17 protein-coding genes and 1 riboswitch are annotated in these 17,711 nt (G+C 38.9%); of the genes, 11 read left to right on the plus strand and 6 right to left on the minus strand.

Going from position 1 to position 17,711, the window contains the following annotated elements; all coding sequences use genetic code 11:
* Window positions 1-595 precede the first annotated feature (595 nt).
* The 4 genes from NGI26_RS00835 to trkA all read right to left on the minus strand — a co-directional run bounded on the left by NGI26_RS00835 (window position 596) and on the right by trkA (window position 4,946).
* Window positions 596-1,300, minus strand: coding sequence for a CPBP family intramembrane glutamic endopeptidase (locus NGI26_RS00835; RefSeq protein ID WP_251934790.1), 705 nt, complete (start codon window positions 1,298-1,300; stop codon window positions 596-598).
* Window positions 1,301-1,360: 60 nt separating this feature from the next.
* The gene (locus NGI26_RS00840) at window positions 1,361-1,987 is read right to left on the minus strand and encodes a hypothetical protein (RefSeq protein WP_251934792.1); all 627 of its coding nucleotides are present in this window, start codon (window positions 1,985-1,987) and stop codon (window positions 1,361-1,363) included.
* A gap of 166 nt (window positions 1,988-2,153) precedes the next feature.
* Window positions 2,154-3,593 (minus strand): TrkH family potassium uptake protein, encoded by a 1,440-nt coding sequence (locus tag NGI26_RS00845; RefSeq protein WP_251934794.1) that lies wholly within the window; start codon window positions 3,591-3,593, stop codon window positions 2,154-2,156.
* 3 nt (window positions 3,594-3,596) lie between these two features.
* Complete coding sequence (gene trkA, locus NGI26_RS00850; RefSeq protein WP_251934796.1) at window positions 3,597-4,946, minus strand: Trk system potassium transporter TrkA; 1,350 nt, start codon at window positions 4,944-4,946, stop codon at window positions 3,597-3,599.
* A 423-nt stretch (window positions 4,947-5,369) separates the two neighbouring features.
* On the opposite strand from trkA, the gene NGI26_RS00855 reads away from it, so the two are divergent.
* The 11 genes from NGI26_RS00855 to NGI26_RS00905 all read left to right on the plus strand — a co-directional run bounded on the left by NGI26_RS00855 (window position 5,370) and on the right by NGI26_RS00905 (window position 15,223).
* Complete coding sequence (locus NGI26_RS00855) at window positions 5,370-5,873, plus strand: tRNA (cytidine(34)-2'-O)-methyltransferase (RefSeq protein WP_251934799.1); 504 nt, start codon at window positions 5,370-5,372, stop codon at window positions 5,871-5,873.
* A 53-nt stretch (window positions 5,874-5,926) separates the two neighbouring features.
* Window positions 5,927-6,144, plus strand: a riboswitch (FMN riboswitch).
* A 148-nt stretch (window positions 6,145-6,292) separates the two neighbouring features.
* Complete coding sequence (locus NGI26_RS00860) at window positions 6,293-6,856, plus strand: ECF transporter S component (RefSeq protein WP_251934801.1); 564 nt, start codon at window positions 6,293-6,295, stop codon at window positions 6,854-6,856.
* Window positions 6,846-7,496 (plus strand): phosphatase PAP2 family protein, encoded by a 651-nt coding sequence (locus tag NGI26_RS00865; RefSeq protein ID WP_251934803.1) that lies wholly within the window; start codon window positions 6,846-6,848, stop codon window positions 7,494-7,496. Before NGI26_RS00860 ends, NGI26_RS00865 begins: the two co-directional genes overlap by 11 nt.
* 260 nt (window positions 7,497-7,756) lie before the next feature.
* Entirely contained in the window at window positions 7,757-8,182 is a 426-nt protein-coding gene (rplK, locus tag NGI26_RS00870) for a 50S ribosomal protein L11 (protein WP_081570960.1), read from the plus strand.
* 96 nt (window positions 8,183-8,278) lie between these two features.
* Window positions 8,279-8,968, plus strand: a complete 690-nt coding sequence (gene rplA, locus NGI26_RS00875) for a 50S ribosomal protein L1 (RefSeq protein WP_001085672.1) — start codon at window positions 8,279-8,281, stop codon at window positions 8,966-8,968.
* 218 nt (window positions 8,969-9,186) lie between these two features.
* On the plus strand, window positions 9,187-10,887 hold the full coding sequence (locus NGI26_RS00880; protein WP_251934805.1) for an acetolactate synthase large subunit: 1,701 nt from the start codon (window positions 9,187-9,189) through the stop codon (window positions 10,885-10,887).
* Window positions 10,880-11,356, plus strand: coding sequence for an acetolactate synthase small subunit (gene ilvN, locus NGI26_RS00885; RefSeq protein ID WP_251934816.1), 477 nt, complete (start codon window positions 10,880-10,882; stop codon window positions 11,354-11,356). The genes NGI26_RS00880 and ilvN overlap by 8 nt, the downstream gene beginning before the upstream one ends.
* 213 nt (window positions 11,357-11,569) lie before the next feature.
* Complete coding sequence (gene ilvC, locus NGI26_RS00890; protein ID WP_251934818.1) at window positions 11,570-12,592, plus strand: ketol-acid reductoisomerase; 1,023 nt, start codon at window positions 11,570-11,572, stop codon at window positions 12,590-12,592.
* Window positions 12,593-12,671: 79 nt separating this feature from the next.
* Window positions 12,672-13,922 carry a threonine ammonia-lyase IlvA gene (gene ilvA / locus NGI26_RS00895; protein ID WP_251934820.1) on the plus strand — a complete coding sequence of 417 codons (1,251 nt, stop codon included), beginning with the start codon at window positions 12,672-12,674 and terminating at the stop codon, window positions 13,920-13,922.
* Window positions 13,923-14,004: 82 nt separating this feature from the next.
* Window positions 14,005-14,901 (plus strand): SPFH domain-containing protein, encoded by an 897-nt coding sequence (locus NGI26_RS00900; RefSeq protein ID WP_178895385.1) that lies wholly within the window; start codon window positions 14,005-14,007, stop codon window positions 14,899-14,901.
* A gap of 106 nt (window positions 14,902-15,007) precedes the next feature.
* Window positions 15,008-15,223, plus strand: coding sequence for a capsule biosynthesis transcriptional regulator (locus NGI26_RS00905; RefSeq protein ID WP_004251963.1), 216 nt, complete (start codon window positions 15,008-15,010; stop codon window positions 15,221-15,223).
* A gap of 83 nt (window positions 15,224-15,306) precedes the next feature.
* On the opposite strand, the gene NGI26_RS00910 is transcribed toward NGI26_RS00905, so the two are convergent.
* Together NGI26_RS00910 and NGI26_RS00915 are read right to left on the minus strand one after the other, a co-directional pair.
* Window positions 15,307-16,047, minus strand: a complete 741-nt coding sequence (locus tag NGI26_RS00910) for an amino acid ABC transporter ATP-binding protein (RefSeq protein WP_251934822.1) — start codon at window positions 16,045-16,047, stop codon at window positions 15,307-15,309.
* A complete protein-coding gene (locus NGI26_RS00915; RefSeq protein WP_251934824.1) occupies window positions 16,047-17,612 on the minus strand; it encodes an ABC transporter substrate-binding protein/permease in 1,566 nt (521 codons plus the stop codon). The genes NGI26_RS00910 and NGI26_RS00915 overlap by 1 nt, the downstream gene beginning before the upstream one ends.
* Window positions 17,613-17,711: the final 99 nt, after the last annotated feature.

The following is a 17,711-nucleotide window of genomic DNA, read 5'->3' on the forward strand; positions in this document are numbered from 1 at the left end:
GCGCTCCACTAGTAAAGTTTTACGAATAGTATCGATTCGTAAAACTTTACGTCGAAACGGGTTAAAAGTAGCCTAGCATACTGCCTCACTAACTGAGTTTTACAAATGAAATCGATTTGTCAAACTCGGTGTCGTAGTGTAAAAATGAGCTTACCTAAACGCTTCACTAGGAAAAGTCCACGAATGGTATTAATTCGTGGGCTTTTCCGTCGTAACGGAAAGGAAGCGAACTAGCTAACTGCCTTACTAACTCATCGGCGAAAAATAAACATTTTCGCCTCTTCGTGTCGTAGGAAACTGAATTTTGATGATTGTGTAACAATCTAAGTAACTAACGCCAAGTTTCTATGGAACTTGGCTAGGCGCTCCACTAGTAAAGTTTTACGAATAGTATCGATTCGTAAAACTTTACGTCGAAACGGGTTAAAAGTAGCCTAGCATACTGCCTCACTAACTGAGTTTTACAAATGAAATCGATTTGTCAAACTCAGTGTCGTAATATCTCGCACTTAATGCATGTTTTGTTCTTAAATAGACAAAAAAGACTAGAAATTAAATAGATTTCTAGTCTTTTTATTAGTAGTGGGACCTTCATTTATTGAATAACATCTAGGCCAACAACCTTGATAAGAATTGTCAGAAGGATAAGCAATAGAATGCTGACTCCATTATTCACTAGGTGCAGTAGGATAGACATCTCTAGACGTTTGGTGCGATAAGCAGTCCAAGTTAGGACAGCAGACATCCAGCCATAGATCAAGAAAGAAGGAAGATTATTTGGTATATGCGCTATAGTGAAGAGAAACCAACCGAAAACATATCCAATTTTTTCGTATCCTTCGAAGAGCTTTTTAGGTATAATACCTCGACAGATAATTTCCTCACAAATAGGTGCCACTATTGCAACCACGAAAATGCTAGAAATTAGAGAACTTCCTGACATGATGCTATTGATAGCCTCTTGATTCGAAGTAGTTGTTTGCTTCAGAAGTTGCAACCAAATCGCACCAATCATATTTCCAGCGACAATGGCTATATAACTAAGAGCGATTCGAGGGGCGTCATTAATGGTAAAGAGTTTCGATTTTAAATTTAATAACTTACTTTTGTGAGCACCGTATAAAAAGAGTGTCACAATAGCGGTAGAGACAAGCCCCACTATTAGAGATGACCAGATAGATCCAAGTTGAGTTTTCTGAAGTAACATTAAAGTCACGATAGGAACTTGCGATAGGCACATTGCTACAAGAAAGATTCCTAGCCAAATCAATCGTTTACGATAATCTTTAAAAAAATTCATTCATATATCTCCTAAAAAATTTATTTCATTATAGCATATTTCTGACAGGAATTCTAATAACTACCAGAACATAAGTGTTGATAATGCAAGTAAGATATTTCGGATGAGATGACTATAAAAGGATAAATCTTGTCTTAAGGTTTTAGGGAATAAAAAGTTTAGAAAGCTGGCTCCCAAAAGGATATAAAAGCCGACAGAAAGTATGGTTAAAGGATTGTGCAGAAAAAATAAACTAAAAAAGATAAGGGTCGTTAGCTTGCCTGTCTTTTTATGAGTTGGTAATTTTTTCCATTTGTTTAACGGCAGAAAAGTAGCAATATCAAGTCCGAAAAGGAAAAAGAAAGAGATGAGTAACAAGTCCACTATTTCTTTTTTTAATAGACTGTCAGTGCTTATGCTTTCAAATAAAATAAAACTTGCTCCAGCAACATTAATGATCACCATGCTAGCATACAATAAAAAGAAGGATCGACTACGATTGTGTAGCTGACTTTTCACATGTTCATGTCCTGAAAGATAGTGGATAAATGTACAGATACCTGCTAAAAACAGTAAGATAAGTAAAAAGTAAAAGCAGGATTGTTTGAGAGTTAAAATAATGCCAGGCCAAAATAAGCAACTACAGAATCCTAAGTATACCAAGGAAGTCAATAAAAGAAGTTGGATTGATTTGTTCATTTTTTCCATATAATACCCCTACGTTTTTTTAAAATTATAACTAAAATGATTCACGAAAAATCAACTGTTTCCCAAGTGTTATTTTTTGAATCTCAACTGTCTTTTAAAAAATCTTATCCAACAGAAAAAGCACATCTCTCATTTGTTGAGGGATGTGCTTTTGATAATACAATTTCTAACGTTTAGACCAGGTTCGCTTCATAAAGAGTAGTATGATTGGATAAATTTCAAGACGTCCTGCAATCATTGCAAAGGATAGGAGGAGTTTTGAAAATGGACTAAAAATTGAGAAACTTGCAGTTGTTCCGAGAATTGGGCCGATATTGTTAAAGCAACTGAAAACGGCACTCGTAACAATCATTAAATTATTAGCATCTAAACTGATAATGAAAATTAAGCTGAGTAGAATCATAATGTAAACTACAAAGTACTTGAGAATCTTGTGTTGGGTGTCCTTATCAATTACCGTTTGGTTAACATGGAGAGTTAAAACACGGTGAGGGGATATGGTAGACAAAAATTGATTTTTAGCAATTTTAGCTAGAATAACTCCACGCATCACTTTGAGACCACCAGCAGTAGATCCAGCAGAACCACCAATCGCCATCAGCATCAGTAAAATATACTGAGAAAATAAAGGCCAATTGGTTATGTTTCCGTAACCAAAACCAGTTGTCGTAATGATATTAGAGACTTGGAAGAAGGCCATCTCAAAACTTTGTGAAACGCCACTATAAAGGTGGAGTGTATTGAGAGTAATTAAGCCGGTAGAAACGATGACAATCAAGAGATAAGCACGAAGCTCCTCATCGAAAAAGAATTCCTTTACTCGACGAAGCATGAGATAGTAGTAGAGGTTGAAATTGACACCAAACATCAAGACCCCAACACTCGTCAGATAGGTAATAAGAGAACTATTATAGTGGGCGATTCCATCATTGTAAACAGTGAAACCACCAGTCCCAGCAGTTCCCATAGCGATAACAAAACTATCGTAGAGTGGCATACCGGCAAGATAATAAATCACTACAAAGAGGGCGAACATTGCCAGATACAGGATGTAGAGGATTTGTGCTGTATTTTTTAGCTTAGATACTACCTTACCAAATACTGGTCCAGGAACCTCAGCCTTCATAACCTCAAGGTGACTATTTTTCGCATTGTCCATAATAGCTAGGGCAAAAACCAGCACCCCCATCCCTCCAATGAGGTGGGTAAAACTTCGCCAAAATAGAAGGGAGCGACTTAATATAGAAACGTCATTTAAGATAGTGGCTCCCGTAGTAGTGAAGCCTGAACTAGTTTCGAAGAAGGCATCGATAAAATTGGGGATTTGACCTGAAAAGACGAAGGGAAGGGAGCCAAAGAAAGACCAGAGGATCCAACATAGGGCAACAATTAAGACTCCTTCTTTAGCATAGATACGTTGTTTTTTAGGTTTACTGATGATTCCGAGTAGACCTAGGACAACAAGAATCCCGATGGTAGAGAAAAGAGCTGTAAAAACTTGACTAGATTCTCGATAGTAAAGAGCAATGCCAACCGGAACTAAAAGTAGCCCAGCTTCAATCAAGAGTAGTTTTGCAAGAAGAAAGCGTACCATACTTCTATTCATAACTTACCTCTCTAACAAATCATAAATCTTGGTGATGTTTGATAGCAAAGTGATAACCACAAGCTTATCACCGACCTGGAGGGTATCTTCTCCTGTTGGGAAGATCGTTTTTCCATTGCGGATAATAGCAGCAATCAAGACATCCTTTTTGAGTTTCAATTGAGATAAAGGCTTGCCAGTCATTTTATTGGCTTCCTTGATCAGGAATTGAAGAGTTTCTACCTGTCCATTTGCTAGATGGTGCATAGCTTGAAGGTCAGAATATTGCGCATTTACACGACCATGGATAAAGTGCATGATGGTATCAACAGCGATTGTTTTAGGGGTGATGATACTCGAGAAATCTGTCGCATGAATGATTTCCAATAGGCTTGTTCGGTTTACCTTAGTAATATTCTTTTGAACACCTATGTTATCCAAAAACATAGAGGTAATGATATTTTCCTCGTCGACTCCTGTCAAAGTGGCAACAGCATCGTAGTTTTGTGCACTTTCTTCTAAGAGGGTGTCCTTGGTTGTTCCATCACCTTGGACTATATAAAGTTTAGGGAATTTTTCACTGAAAAAGGCGGCTCTTTCAGGACTGACCTCAATAACCTTGGTATCGATACGACTGTCTTTTAAAATACCTAAAAGATAGTAAGCAATTTTCCCGGCTCCTATGATGAGTAAACTCTTAACGACTCGAGATTTGATATAGTTGTGAAAGAGCATCATATCGACACGACTTCCTGTCACAAAGATACGGTCTTTATCTTCTAAAATCATATCTCCACTAGGAATCATGAGTTTGTGGTTGCGTTCGACAGCACAGACGATTACATTGCCAAACTTTTTACGGAAATCAGCAATAGACATCTGACAAATATTACTGAAATTTCGTACCTTGAATTCCATTAAGCTGACTAATCCACCTGCAAAACGCTCAACAGAAAGAGCATTGGGGAAGTCTATAATATTAGCGATAGCACGAGCTGCTAGGAGTTCAGGGTTTACAATGAGTGAAAATCCAAGAATATTTTTTTCTTTAAAGTAAGGGTTGGAATATTCAGGGTTGCGAACACGAACGATGGTTTCTTTTGCTCCCATTTTTTTGGCTAGAACAGCCGAAACCATGTTGACCTCGTCGTATTGAGTCATGGCAATGAAAATATCACAATCTTGAACATTGGCTGCCTCTAACATAGCGAAGTCAGCTCCGTTACCTGAGATACCCATAATGTCAAAACGGCTGGTCAAGTATTTGAGAACAGTTTCGTTCTGTTCAATTAAGACAACATCATGATTGTCAGCAACAAGTGAACGACAGAGGGCAGAACCTACTTTTCCCCCTCCGACAAGAATAATCTTCATAGTTAGTTAACCTACTTTTTCAATATGTCTCTATCATACCTTTTTTTAGAAAAAAATGCACTCAACAACTGACTCTTTCCTTCTTCAGTAAAGGGATTCGGGAATTTGAAGAACTATTTTGCTTCAAACATCATCTATTTATGAAAAAACTTGTTCCGAAAATTCCCAATCTAGGTAAATTTTATGATATTGGTGGTTTTAAGTTGGATTTTTAACTTTTGTAAATATGCTTGTAAAAAAAATGAAAAAATCAAGTCATTTCTATTGACAATCAGGCTGAAAGTGATATACTAAAACAGTAGTTTCGCTGATTTACTTCAAACCTGTTGTGAGGTAAGTTAACGATGCCTTAACCACGCTGTTTGCTGAGCTTGACTCCGGGCAGTGTGGCTATTTTTTTGCACCAGTGAGAGGAAGCAAGACATGGTAAATCATATTGTATTGTTTGAACCACAAATTCCACAAAATACGGGGAATATTGCACGTACCTGTGCAGCGACGAATGCACCCCTTCATATTATTAGACCTATGGGATTCCCAATTGATGATCGTAAAATGAAGCGAGCCGGACTAGACTATTGGGATAAACTTGAGATCTATTTTTATGATAGTTTAGATGAATTTATGAAAAAAATGGATGGTCAAGTCTACTTGATTTCTAAGTTTGCAGAAAAGGTCTATTCAGATGCTGACTTCACGATAGAAGGAAATCATTATTTTCTTTTTGGACGTGAAGATAAAGGTTTGCCTGAGGAATTTATGCGGGAACATCCTGAAAAAGCTCTCAGAATTCCTATGAATGATGAACATGTCCGTAGTCTCAATGTATCCAATACAGTATGTATGATAGTCTATGAGGCCCTTCGTCAACAAAATTTTGCGGGTCTCGAACTGGTTCATACTTACGAAACGGATAAGTTGAAATAAACACTGATAAGAGATAAAATGCTTGCGCTTGCAAGCTTTTTTTGTTATCATAAAGGGGTCTTCAGGGCTGGGTGAGATTCCCGACCGGCGGTGACTTTAACAAGCTATTTTGTCTTACTCTTCGTTGTCTTGTCTTGATATACTTAAGTATTATCTTCGACTGCGACGCCTAGATTAATCCAAAATATCTTAGTTAAAGAAGTCCGCGAGCGCAAGCTGATGTGGTGAGATTCCACAACCGACAGTATAGTCTGGATGGGAGAAGACGAAAGGATAGCTTTGTCTATTCTGCTTCATTATAATAGAAATAAAACCAGTTTCTTTGTAAGCTTAGGTTGTTTTTTGAGATAGTTAAGAGAGTAGATAGAGAGAAACTTTCCAACTTCTTCTGATTTTATAGAAAATTGGAGGAACCTGTTATGACAAATACACGTCGACTTTCGACCATTGCAATTTTATCAGCACTTTCTTTTGTGTTGATGTACTTAGACTTTCCACTCTTGCCTGCGGCGTCCTTTTTGAGGGTTGAGTTCAGTATCTTGCCTGTCCTTGTGGGTTTGGTGGTCTTGGATTTACCAGCAGCTTTAGGCGTGCTTTTTCTTCGCTCCTTGTTAAAACTTCTTCTGAACAATCAAGGAGTTAGCACCTATATTGGTTTGCCGATGAATATCGTAGCCTTAGGAGTCTTTGTTCTTGCTTTTGGTCTGATTTGGAAAAAAGAGCGTACAACCATGCGTTTTGTCCTAGCTTCATTAGCAGGGACTATTGGTCTTACTTTAGCCATGTTAGTTCTAAACTACGTTTATGCTGTACCTTTGTACGCAAAATTTGCTAACTTCGATATAGAGAATATTCTAGGACTTAGTAATTACTTGTTGGCAATGGTCTTACCATTTAATTTGATTGAAGGTATTATCTTTGCCATCTCATTCTGGTTATTATTTGTCCTCTTGAAACCAACTTTGAAATACTATGAAAGATAAACAAACATATTTAACAAAGGGCTCTTTTGCCCTTTTACTATTTGTAATTCTGGGTTATGTCGTTAAGTTTTATCCAGAACAATTGATACCATTTGATTCGTCTATCCAGACAGCAATCCGTGGAGATTTACCAGCTATATTGACAACTATCTTTCGTGGGATTACCCGTCTGATTGACTTACCAATCGTTATTTCTTGGGCAATTCTATTGACTGTTATTTTTTATCTGAAAAAGTGGAAGTCAGAAAGCCTTTTAGTAGCTGGAAATCTTAGTTTGGCTGGAATTTTAATTGTGTCCTTAAAACACCTCTATCAACGTCTGCGACCTGAAATTTTACACTTGGTCGAAGAAGAGGGCTTTTCTTTCCCTAGTGGTCACTCGCTAGCAGTAACCCTCTTAATCGGTTCACTAATTATCATTGTGGGACAGAGAGTGAAAGATAGGACTGTAAGACTTATTCTCCAGATTTTACTGGGAATCTACCTAGTAAGTGTAATCATTTCCAGAGTCTATCTGGGCGTTCACTATCCGTCGGATGTTCTTGCCAGTCTCTGTCTGGGTCTTGGAATTCTCTTCATAGAATTTCCTTTTTATGACAAACTTCGATTTCAATGGCGCTTTACAGGCAAGCAGAAATAATTATGAGAGTTCTAACATCAGATTAAAAAGGCACTCAAAATGAGTGCTTTTTTTGACGAAAAAGTACGGAATCTTATGGTAAACGCTTTTAAAAATAAATAAATCTTAGATTATTATTTAATTGAAAAAAATTTCTAAAAAATAGTTTTCCTACTTGAATTTTGAACAGATTAGTGTATAATAGATGGGTATGTGTAAAACATACTTGTGGGAGGTAAAAATCTTACATTACCGCCAAAACCACAAAGGAGGATTTAAAAATGGCTAAAAAAGTCGAAAAACTTGTAAAATTGCAAATCCCTGCTGGTAAAGCTACACCAGCTCCACCGGTTGGACCTGCTCTTGGTCAAGCTGGTATCAACATCATGGGATTCACAAAAGAGTTCAACGCTCGTACAGCTGACCAAGCTGGTATGATCATTCCAGTTGTTATCTCAGTTTACGAAGATAAATCATTTACTTTCGTTACAAAGACACCACCAGCTGCTGTTCTTTTGAAAAAAGCTGCAGGTGTTGAAAAAGGATCAGGTACACCTAACAAAACAAAAGTTGCTTCAGTTACTCGTGCGCAAGTACAAGAAATTGCAGAAACTAAGATGCCAGATTTGAACGCTGCAAACCTTGAGTCTGCAATGCGTATGATCGAAGGTACTGCTCGTTCTATGGGATTCACTGTTGTTGACTAATCAATAACTTCCCTATATAACCCGCAAGACTTCATCATTTCGAGAAGTGACGTGGGAGATGAAAATCGATTGAACCACTTACAAGGAGAATAGAAAATGGCTAAAAAAAGCAAACAACTTCGTGCTGCTCTTGAGAAAATCGACAGCACAAAAGCATACAGCGTAGAAGAAGCTGTAGCTCTTGCAAAAGAAACTAACTTTGCAAAATTTGACGCAACTGTAGAAGTTGCATACAACTTGAACATTGACGTGAAAAAAGCTGACCAACAAATCCGTGGAGCAATGGTATTGCCAAACGGTACTGGTAAAACAGCTCGCGTTCTTGTATTTGCGCGTGGTGCAAAAGCTGAAGAAGCTAAAGCTGCTGGTGCAGACTTCGTTGGTGAAGACGACCTTGTTGCTAAAATCAACGACGGTTGGTTGGACTTCGATGTAGTTATCGCTACACCTGACATGATGGCTCTTGTTGGACGTCTTGGACGTGTCCTTGGACCACGTAACTTGATGCCAAACCCTAAAACTGGTACTGTAACAATGGATGTTGCGAAAGCAGTTGAAGAGTCTAAAGGTGGTAAAATCACTTACCGTGCAGACCGTGCAGGTATCGTACAAGCAATCATCGGTAAAGTTTCATTTGAGGCTGACAAGTTGGTTGAAAACTTCAAAGCATTCAACGAAACAATCCAAAAAGCTAAACCAGCTACTGCTAAAGGAACTTACGTAACAAGCTTGACAATCACAACTACTCAAGGTGTGGGTATCAAGGTTGACGTTAACTCACTTTAATCAGTACAAAATTTAAAACAAAAAAGGTTGAGACAGACTTGTCTTCAACCTTTTTATTCTTCTCAAAATAAAGAAATCGAGTTTATAGATAACCAAGTAGAAGTGTGTGAAAAAATATCTAGATAGAAAATTCAGAAAATTGTTTCTTTTGTCTTGAAAATTTTTGAAAAAATGGTATTATAGAAACAAGTCATTTTAAGAGAAGAGAAAGGGGAACGATGGAGAAAATCATTTTAGATTCACCAAAGTCGGGATCAGAACTTGTTTTGGAAACACTCCGTGATTTAGGAATCGACACGATCTTCGGTTATCCAGGCGGAGCTGTATTACCTTTATATGATGCTATTTATAATTTTAAAGGTATCCGTCATATTCTAGGTCGTCATGAACAAGGTTGTCTTCATGAAGCTGAAGGTTATGCTAAGTCAACAGGAAAACTTGGTGTCGCAGTCGTCACAAGTGGACCAGGAGCTACTAATGCCATTACAGGTATTGCAGATGCCATGAGTGACAGTGTTCCCCTTTTGGTCTTCACAGGACAAGTCGCAAGAGCCGGAATCGGTAAGGATGCTTTCCAAGAAGCAGATATTGTTGGAATTACCATGCCAATTACCAAGTATAACTACCAGGTTCGAGAGACAGCGGATATCCCACGTGTAATTGCAGAGGCCGTACATATTGCAACTACGGGTCGTCCGGGACCAGTTGTGATTGATTTGCCAAAAGATGTTTCTGCTCTTGAAACGGACTTCGTCTATTCATCGGAGATAGATTTACCAAGTTATCAACCAACTCTAGAGCCAAATGAGATGCAAATCAAGAAAATCTTGAAACAACTCTCTAAGGCTAAGAAACCAGTCTTACTAGCTGGTGGTGGTATTAGTTACGCTGAGGCTGCTGCGGAGTTAAATGTATTTGCAGAGCGTTATCAAATTCCAGTTGTGACAAGTCTTTTGGGACAGGGAACAATTGCAACTAGCCATCCACTATTTTTGGGAATGGGTGGAATGCACGGTTCCTTTGCAGCCAACATTGCTATGACTGAAGCAGATTTTATGATTTCTATTGGTTGCCGTTTTGATGACCGTTTGACTGGAAATCCAAAGACATTTGCAAAGAATGCTAAAGTAGCGCATATAGATATCGATCCTGCAGAGATTGGTAAGATTATCGCAGTTGATATTCCAGTTGTTGGTGATGCGAAAAAGGCCTTGCAGCAGTTACTAGCTGAACCAATCGTTCGTAACAATACGGAAAAATGGATTGAAAAAGTTACCAAAGATAAGAATCGTGTCCGTTCTTATGATAAGAAAGAACGTGTCGTCCAACCACAAGCAGTTATTGAACGCATTGGTGAATTAACTAAGGGTGATGCCATTGTCGTAACAGACGTTGGGCAACATCAAATGTGGACAGCTCAATACTATCCCTACCAAAATGAACGGCAGTTGGTAACTTCAGGTGGCCTAGGGACTATGGGGTTCGGAGTTCCTGCAGCCATCGGAGCAAAAATTGCCAATCCAGATAAAGAAGTTGTTCTCTTTGTCGGTGATGGTGGTTTCCAAATGACCAATCAGGAATTGGCAATCTTAAATATCTACAAGATTCCAATCAAGGTCATCATGCTTAATAACCATTCACTAGGTATGGTTCGTCAATGGCAAGAAGCTTTCTATGAGGGTAGAACTTCAGAGTCAGTCTTTGACAGTCTTCCTGACTTCCAATTGATGGCTCAAGCCTACGGGATTAAGAATTATAAATTTGACAATCCTGAAACATTAGAGAAGGATCTGGAAGTTATCATGGAAGATGTACCGATGTTTATTGAAATAGACATTTCTCGGAAAGAGCATGTTTTACCGATGGTACCAGCTGGTAAGAGTAACCATGAAATGTTGGGGGTGAAGTTTAATGCGTAGAATGTTAACAGCCAAACTTCAAAACCGATCCGGAGTTCTCAATCGCTTTACTGGTGTCTTGTCTAGACGCCAGGTTAACATTGAGAGTATTTCGGTAGGGGCGACAGAAAATCCCAATGTGTCACGGATTACGATTATCATTGATGTCGCATCTCAGGATGAAGTGGAACAAATCATCAAGCAACTCAACCGCCAGGTCGATGTGATTCGTGTTCGTGATATCACAGATAAACCGCACTTAGAGCGCGAAGTTATCTTGGTGAAGGTATCTGCTCCCGCTGAAAAGCGAGCAGAAATCTTAGCGATTATCCAGCCTTTCCGTGCAACGGTGGTGGATGTGGCTCCAAGCTCGATTACGATCCAGATGACTGGGAACGCAGAAAAGAGTGAAGCTTTATTGCGAGTGATTCGACCATACGGTATTAAAAATATTGCTCGTACGGGTGCAACTGGATTTACCCGAGACTAAAACTCTTCGAAAATCTCTTCAAATCATGTCAGCTTCGCCTTGGATTATATATGTGACTGACTTCGTCAGTCTTATCTACAACCTCAAAGCAGTGCTTTGAGCAACCTGCGGCTAGTTTCCTAATTTGCTCTTTGATTTTCATTGAGTAAAAAATAACCTAAATTTGTTAAAACAGCCTAATAGGCAATAAAAATAGAAAAGAGAGAAAAAACTATGGCAGTTCAAATGGAATACGAAAAAGATGTTAAAGTAGCAGCACTTGACGGCAAAAAAATCGCCGTTATCGGTTATGGTTCACAAGGTCATGCTCACGCTCAAAACTTGCGTGATTCAGGTCACGATGTGATCATCGGTGTTCGTTCAGGTAAATCTTTTGACAAAGCAAAAGAAGATGGTTTTGACACTTACACAGTAGCAGAAGCAACTAAATTGGCAGATGTTATCATGATCTTGGCTCCAGATGAAATCCAACAAGAATTGTACGAGGCAGAAATTGCTCCAAACCTTGAAGCTGGAAATGCGGTTGGTTTTGCTCATGGTTTCAACATTCACTTTGAATTCATCAAAGTTCCTGCAGATGTAGATGTCTTCATGTGTGCTCCTAAAGGGCCAGGACACTTGGTACGTCGTACTTACGAAGAAGGCTTTGGTGTTCCAGCACTTTACGCTGTCTACCAAGATGCAACAGGAAATGCTAAAAACATTGCTATGGACTGGTGTAAAGGTGTTGGTGCAGCACGCGTTGGTCTTTTGGAAACAACTTACAAAGAAGAAACTGAAGAAGATTTGTTTGGTGAACAAGCAGTTCTTTGTGGTGGTTTGACTGCCCTTATCGAAGCTGGTTTTGAAGTCTTGACTGAAGCTGGATATGCTCCAGAATTGGCTTACTTTGAAGTTCTTCATGAAATGAAATTGATCGTTGACTTGATCTATGAGGGTGGATTCAAGAAAATGCGTCAATCTATTTCAAACACTGCTGAATACGGTGACTACGTTTCAGGCCCACGTGTCATCACTGAACAAGTGAAAGAAAACATGAAAGCTGTTTTGGCAGACATCCAAAATGGTAAATTTGCAAATGACTTTGTAAATGACTACAAGGCTGGTCGTCCAAAACTCACTGCTTACCGTGAACAAGCAGCTAATCTTGAAATTGAAAAAGTTGGTGCTGAATTACGTAAAGCAATGCCATTCGTTGGTAAAAACGATGACGATGCTTTCAAAATCTATAACTAATTCTTGAAAATAAAAACAGAAGGCGAGTTGGGGGGTACCTAACTCGCTTTTTATCTTGTAAAGTATTTGAGGAGGAGATATGCTAAGTGCAAAAGATGTGGTGAAAGCTCACAAAGTTTTAAGTGGTGTAGTAGTGAATACACCACTAGAATATGATCATTACTTATCAGAAAAGTATGGAGCTAAGATATATCTGAAAAAGGAAAATGCTCAACGAGTTCGTTCTTTTAAAATTCGTGGAGCTTATTACGCTATTTCACAATTGACAAAAGAAGAACGAGAACGTGGTGTGGTCTGTGCATCGGCGGGGAATCACGCTCAAGGTGTTGCTTACACTTGTAAGGAGATGAAAATTCCTGCAACTATTTTCATGCCCATTACAACACCTCAACAGAAGATTGGACAAGTTCGTTTCTTTGGTGGTGACTATGTGACGATCAAATTGGTCGGAGATACTTTTGACGCTTCGGCTAAGGCGGCCCAAGAATTCACCGTTTCAGAAAATAGAACCTTTATCGATCCTTTTGATGATGCCCATGTCCAGGCAGGACAAGGGACTGTAGCCTATGAAATTCTTGAAGAAGCCCGTAAAGAATCTATTGATTTTGATACTGTCTTGGTGCCTGTAGGTGGTGGAGGGCTCATTGCGGGAGTTTCTACATATATTAAAGAAACAAACCCAACAATTGAAGTGATAGGAGTAGAAGCTAACGGAGCTCGGTCCATGAAGGCAGCTTTTGAGGCTGGTGGTCCAGTCAAACTCAAAGAAATTGATAAGTTTGCGGATGGGATTGCTGTGCAGAAGGTTGGACAGTTGACCTATGAAGCGACTCGTAAAAACGTTGAAACGCTGATCGGAGTGGATGAAGGTTTGATTTCTGAAACTTTAATTGACCTATACTCTAAACAAGGTATTGTAGCAGAGCCTGCAGGAGCTGCCAGCATTGCTGCCTTGGAAGTGTTGTCCGACTACATCAAGGGTAAGACTATTTGTTGTATTATTTCAGGTGGAAATAATGACATCAACCGTATGCCAGAGATGGAAGAACGTGCCTTGATTTATGATGGCATCAAGCATTACTTTGTCGTTAATTTCCCACAACGTCCAGGGGCTCTTCGAGAATTTGTAAATGATATCTTGGGGCCGAATGATGATATCACTCGTTTTGAGTATATTAAACGTGCTAGTAAGGGAACAGGACCCGTCTTAATCGGAATCGCCCTTGCCAACAAGCATGACTATGCTGGGTTGATCCACCGTATGGAGAAGTTCGACCCGTCTTATATTAATTTGAATGGGAACGAGACCCTATATAATATGCTTGTTTAAAATCCTATTAAATTTTTATCATATTATTTGCCTAACCTATATACGAGTGCTATAATGTAAGTGAAGAAAGGGGGAGATTCCCATGGTTTTACAAGTTTTACTTGTTCTAGTTATTCTAATGCTTATTGTGGGAGCTGTGTTAGTGAGCTCTGTTTATGTCGTTCGTCAACAGTCTGTTGCAATTATCGAACGATTTGGTAAGTATCAAAAGTTAAGTAATAGTGGTATTCATCTACGGGCACCATTTGGCATTGACAAAATTGCGGCTCGTGTGCAGCTACGCCTTTTACAGAGTGAGATCGTGGTTGAAACCAAAACCCAAGATAACGTTTTTGTGACGATGAATGTCGCAACTCAGTACCGTGTCAATGAGTTAAACGTTACAGACGCTTACTATAAATTGATGAGACCTGAAGCTCAAATTAAATCTTATATTGAAGATGCATTGCGCTCATCTGTTCCTAAGTTAACTTTGGATGAATTGTTTGAGAAAAAAGATGAAATTGCATTAGAAGTTCAAAAGCAAGTAGCAGAAGAAATGTCGACGTATGGGTATATTATCGTTAAGACGCTCATTACCAAAGTTGAGCCGGATGCAGAAGTCAAACAATCCATGAACGAGATTAATGCTGCCCAACGTAAGAGAGTGGCAGCTCAAGAATTGGCTGAAGCAGATAAGATTAAGATCGTTACAGCGGCAGAAGCTGAGGCAGAAAAAGATCGCCTCCATGGTGTGGGGATCGCAGAGCAGCGAAAAGCAATTGTTGATGGACTTGCTGATTCTATTAAAGAGTTAAAAGGAGCCAATGTCGAATTAACTGAAGAACAAATTATGTCAATCCTATTAACCAATCAGTATTTGGATACATTGAATAATTTTGCAGATAAACAAGGAAATAATACAATATTCTTGCCAGCAAATCCTAATGGAGTTGAAGATATTCGAACCCATATATTATCAGCTTTGAAAGCTAAATAATTACAATCTTAACGCAATAACGTTATTAATATATGTGTTTTGTTTGATAAACACTATAAAAACATATAGAATGAGATTGCGTAAAGAAAAAATATAGGAGAATTACATGGCTAAGTCTAACTTTGAAAAAGTAGAAGCAGTTGTTAGCTGGGTTCGTGATAAGAAAATCACAGGGTATCGTATTTCTAAGGAAACGAATGCGCGTGAGATGTCTATCATTGCTTTGGCTCAAGGACGTGCAAAAGTTAAAAACATTTCCTTTGAAACAGCCCTCGGCTTAATTGATTTCTACAATAAAAATCATGAAAAATTTGAAGATTAGTCTTTGGATATAGGCAGGTTCGAAAAGAATCTGCCTTTTCATTTGTAGGAATAGAAAAAAGACTGCAATGGCAGTCTTTTTTCTTATCGAAGATAGCGTTGTAAAAATTCTCTTGTACGTTCTTCTTTGGGATTAGTAAATAGATCTTCTGGTTTGCCTTCTTCTGCAATGACACCCTTATCCATAAAGATGACACGGTGTGATACATCGCGAGCAAATTCCATTTCGTGGGTTACGACGATCATGGTCAAGCCTTCTTGAGCTAAATCTTGCATGATTTTGAGAACTTCACCGACCATTTCAGGGTCAAGGGCTGATGTAGGCTCATCAAAGAGAATGGCATCAGGATTCATAGAAAGTGCACGAGCAATAGCAACACGTTGCTTTTGACCACCGGAAAGTTGTTTTGGTTTGGCTTGCCAGTAACGTTCTCCCATGCCAACTTTTTCAAGATTTTCTTTTGCAATTTTCTCTGCTTCTGAGCGATCGCGTTTGAGTACAGTTGTTTGGGCAACGATTGTATTTTCAAGCACGTTGAGATTTTCAAAGAGGTTGAAGGACTGAAAGACCATTCCTAATTTTTCACGATAGTGAGTGAGGTTATAGCCTTTTTCAAGGACGTTTTCGCCGTGATAAAGGATTTCACCTTCGGTTGGTGTTTCAAGTAAGTTGATCGAACGTAGGAAGGTTGATTTACCACTACCAGAACTTCCAATGATAGAAATAACTTCACCTTTATGAATAGTGAGAGAGATATCTTTTAGGACCTCGTTTTGTCCATAGGATTTTTTGAGGTGTTTGATTTCAAGAATGGGTTGATTCATTATTTCAAATCCTCCGTTTGCATTTGGTTAGCACCTGTAGTATAGGTATCCATATCCATCCGTTTTTCGATATAGCGGAGGATACGTGTCACTGTAAAGGTGAGGACAAAGTAAATAACTGCGATGATGGTAAAGGTTTGGAAGTATTGGTAGGTTTGTGTCGCTACCGTATTTCCTGAGAAGTAAAGTTCTACAACAGAGATAACATTCAATACAGAAGTATCCTTGATATTGATAACAAACTCATTACCAGTTGCAGGTAGGATGTTGCGAACTACTTGAGGTAGAACGATCTTACGCATGGTTTGATTGTGAGTCATACCAAGTGCAGTTGCTGCTTCAAATTGTCCCTTATCAACTGCCAGGATACCACCACGAACGATTTCTGTCATGTAGGCACCAGTATTGATCGAAACGATAAAGATAGCAGCCAGAGTACGATCTAGGTTGATTCCGAAAGCCTGGGCAGTTCCATAGTATATAACCATAGATTGTACAATCATAGGAGTTCCACGGAAAATTTCAATATAGATATTGAGAATCCAACCAACTATATTTTGAATGACGTAGATAAATTGATTTTCAGATTGAGGCGCAGTACGGAAAACACCGATAGCAAGACCAATAACGAGACCAACGATGGTACCGATAATTGAAATTAAAAGTGTGATTCCAGCACCACGCAAGAGTTGTTGCCAGTTTTCAGTTAGAATTTTAGCAACTTGGCTAAAGAAATTATTACTGTTTTCTTCTGTCGTTGTAGATTCGGCAGGTTGCTCCTTTATCATACGGTCCATGAGCGAAACTTGCTCATCTTTAGAAATGGTTTCGATACTAGCGTTGATTTGGCTGATACGGTCATCATCTTTACGAAGACCGATAGCGATAGAGGTATCTTCTTCTCCATTTTTAAAACCAGGTTCAGGTTGAATCATTTTGAACTTGGCGTTGGCTGACTCGGCAGTTAGAGCCTCAGGACGTTCAGAAACATAGGCGTCGATGACACCAGCTTCAAGAGCTTGACGCATTTGTGCAAAATCGCCCATAGCTGTTTCTTTTTTAGCTCCTGTGATTTGTGAAATCAAATCATAAAGATAAACACCTTGTTGAGAAGTGATTTTAGCACCTTCAAAGTCATTTAAGCTAGTAGCATTAGCATAGCTAGAGTCTTTTTTTACTAAGAGAACAGGTTCACTAGTGTAGTAACTGCTTGAGAAGGCAATTTCTTGCTTTCGTTCAGCAGTTGGGCTCATACCTGCAATAATCATATCAATTTTGCCAGAAGTCAGAGCTGGAACGAGTCCTTCCCATTTTGTTTTCACAATAAGTGGTTCTTTGCCGAGGTCTTTAGCGATTTTTTTTGCAATTTGAACATCATAACCATTGGCGTACTGGTTGGTTCCGTCAATCTTGACAGCACCGTTGCTATCGTCGTCTTGAGTCCAGTTAAAAGGTGCGTAAGCTGCTTCCATCCCGATGCGTAAATATTCATCGGCTTGGACCTGGCTAACTAGTCCTAGGGTCAGGGCTAGGCTAGCAAGGATAGTTAAGCATATTTTTTTCATATTTTCTCCTATTTCTAGTCTAAAAATGACTCCTTCTATTGTATCTAAAAATAGTGAGATTTTCAACACAAGCAAACCTTAAGTTCTAAAAAATGATAT

The organism is Streptococcus sp. Marseille-Q0941, assembly GCF_943736975.1.
GTDB lineage: Bacteria > Bacillota > Bacilli > Lactobacillales > Streptococcaceae > Streptococcus.

What these genes read in the sequence shown, in the direction of transcription:
- NGI26_RS00835 (WP_251934790.1), bottom strand. Translation starts at nt 1,300, where the DNA reads ATGAATTTTTTTAAAGATTATCGTAAACGATTGATTTGGCTAGGAATC.
- NGI26_RS00840 (WP_251934792.1), bottom strand. Translation starts at nt 1,987, where the DNA reads ATGGAAAAAATGAACAAATCAATCCAACTTCTTTTATTGACTTCCTTG.
- NGI26_RS00845 (WP_251934794.1), bottom strand. Translation starts at nt 3,593, where the DNA reads ATGAATAGAAGTATGGTACGCTTTCTTCTTGCAAAACTACTCTTGATT.
- trkA (WP_251934796.1), bottom strand. Translation starts at nt 4,946, where the DNA reads ATGAAGATTATTCTTGTCGGAGGGGGAAAAGTAGGTTCTGCCCTCTGT.
- NGI26_RS00855 (WP_251934799.1), top strand. Translation starts at nt 5,370, where the DNA reads ATGGTAAATCATATTGTATTGTTTGAACCACAAATTCCACAAAATACG.
- NGI26_RS00860 (WP_251934801.1), top strand. Translation starts at nt 6,293, where the DNA reads ATGACAAATACACGTCGACTTTCGACCATTGCAATTTTATCAGCACTT.
- NGI26_RS00865 (WP_251934803.1), top strand. Translation starts at nt 6,846, where the DNA reads ATGAAAGATAAACAAACATATTTAACAAAGGGCTCTTTTGCCCTTTTA.
- rplK (WP_081570960.1), top strand. Translation starts at nt 7,757, where the DNA reads ATGGCTAAAAAAGTCGAAAAACTTGTAAAATTGCAAATCCCTGCTGGT.
- rplA (WP_001085672.1), top strand. Translation starts at nt 8,279, where the DNA reads ATGGCTAAAAAAAGCAAACAACTTCGTGCTGCTCTTGAGAAAATCGAC.
- NGI26_RS00880 (WP_251934805.1), top strand. Translation starts at nt 9,187, where the DNA reads ATGGAGAAAATCATTTTAGATTCACCAAAGTCGGGATCAGAACTTGTT.
- ilvN (WP_251934816.1), top strand. Translation starts at nt 10,880, where the DNA reads ATGCGTAGAATGTTAACAGCCAAACTTCAAAACCGATCCGGAGTTCTC.
- ilvC (WP_251934818.1), top strand. Translation starts at nt 11,570, where the DNA reads ATGGCAGTTCAAATGGAATACGAAAAAGATGTTAAAGTAGCAGCACTT.
- ilvA (WP_251934820.1), top strand. Translation starts at nt 12,672, where the DNA reads ATGCTAAGTGCAAAAGATGTGGTGAAAGCTCACAAAGTTTTAAGTGGT.
- NGI26_RS00900 (WP_178895385.1), top strand. Translation starts at nt 14,005, where the DNA reads ATGGTTTTACAAGTTTTACTTGTTCTAGTTATTCTAATGCTTATTGTG.
- NGI26_RS00905 (WP_004251963.1), top strand. Translation starts at nt 15,008, where the DNA reads ATGGCTAAGTCTAACTTTGAAAAAGTAGAAGCAGTTGTTAGCTGGGTT.
- NGI26_RS00910 (WP_251934822.1), bottom strand. Translation starts at nt 16,047, where the DNA reads ATGAATCAACCCATTCTTGAAATCAAACACCTCAAAAAATCCTATGGA.
- NGI26_RS00915 (WP_251934824.1), bottom strand. Translation starts at nt 17,612, where the DNA reads ATGAAAAAAATATGCTTAACTATCCTTGCTAGCCTAGCCCTGACCCTA.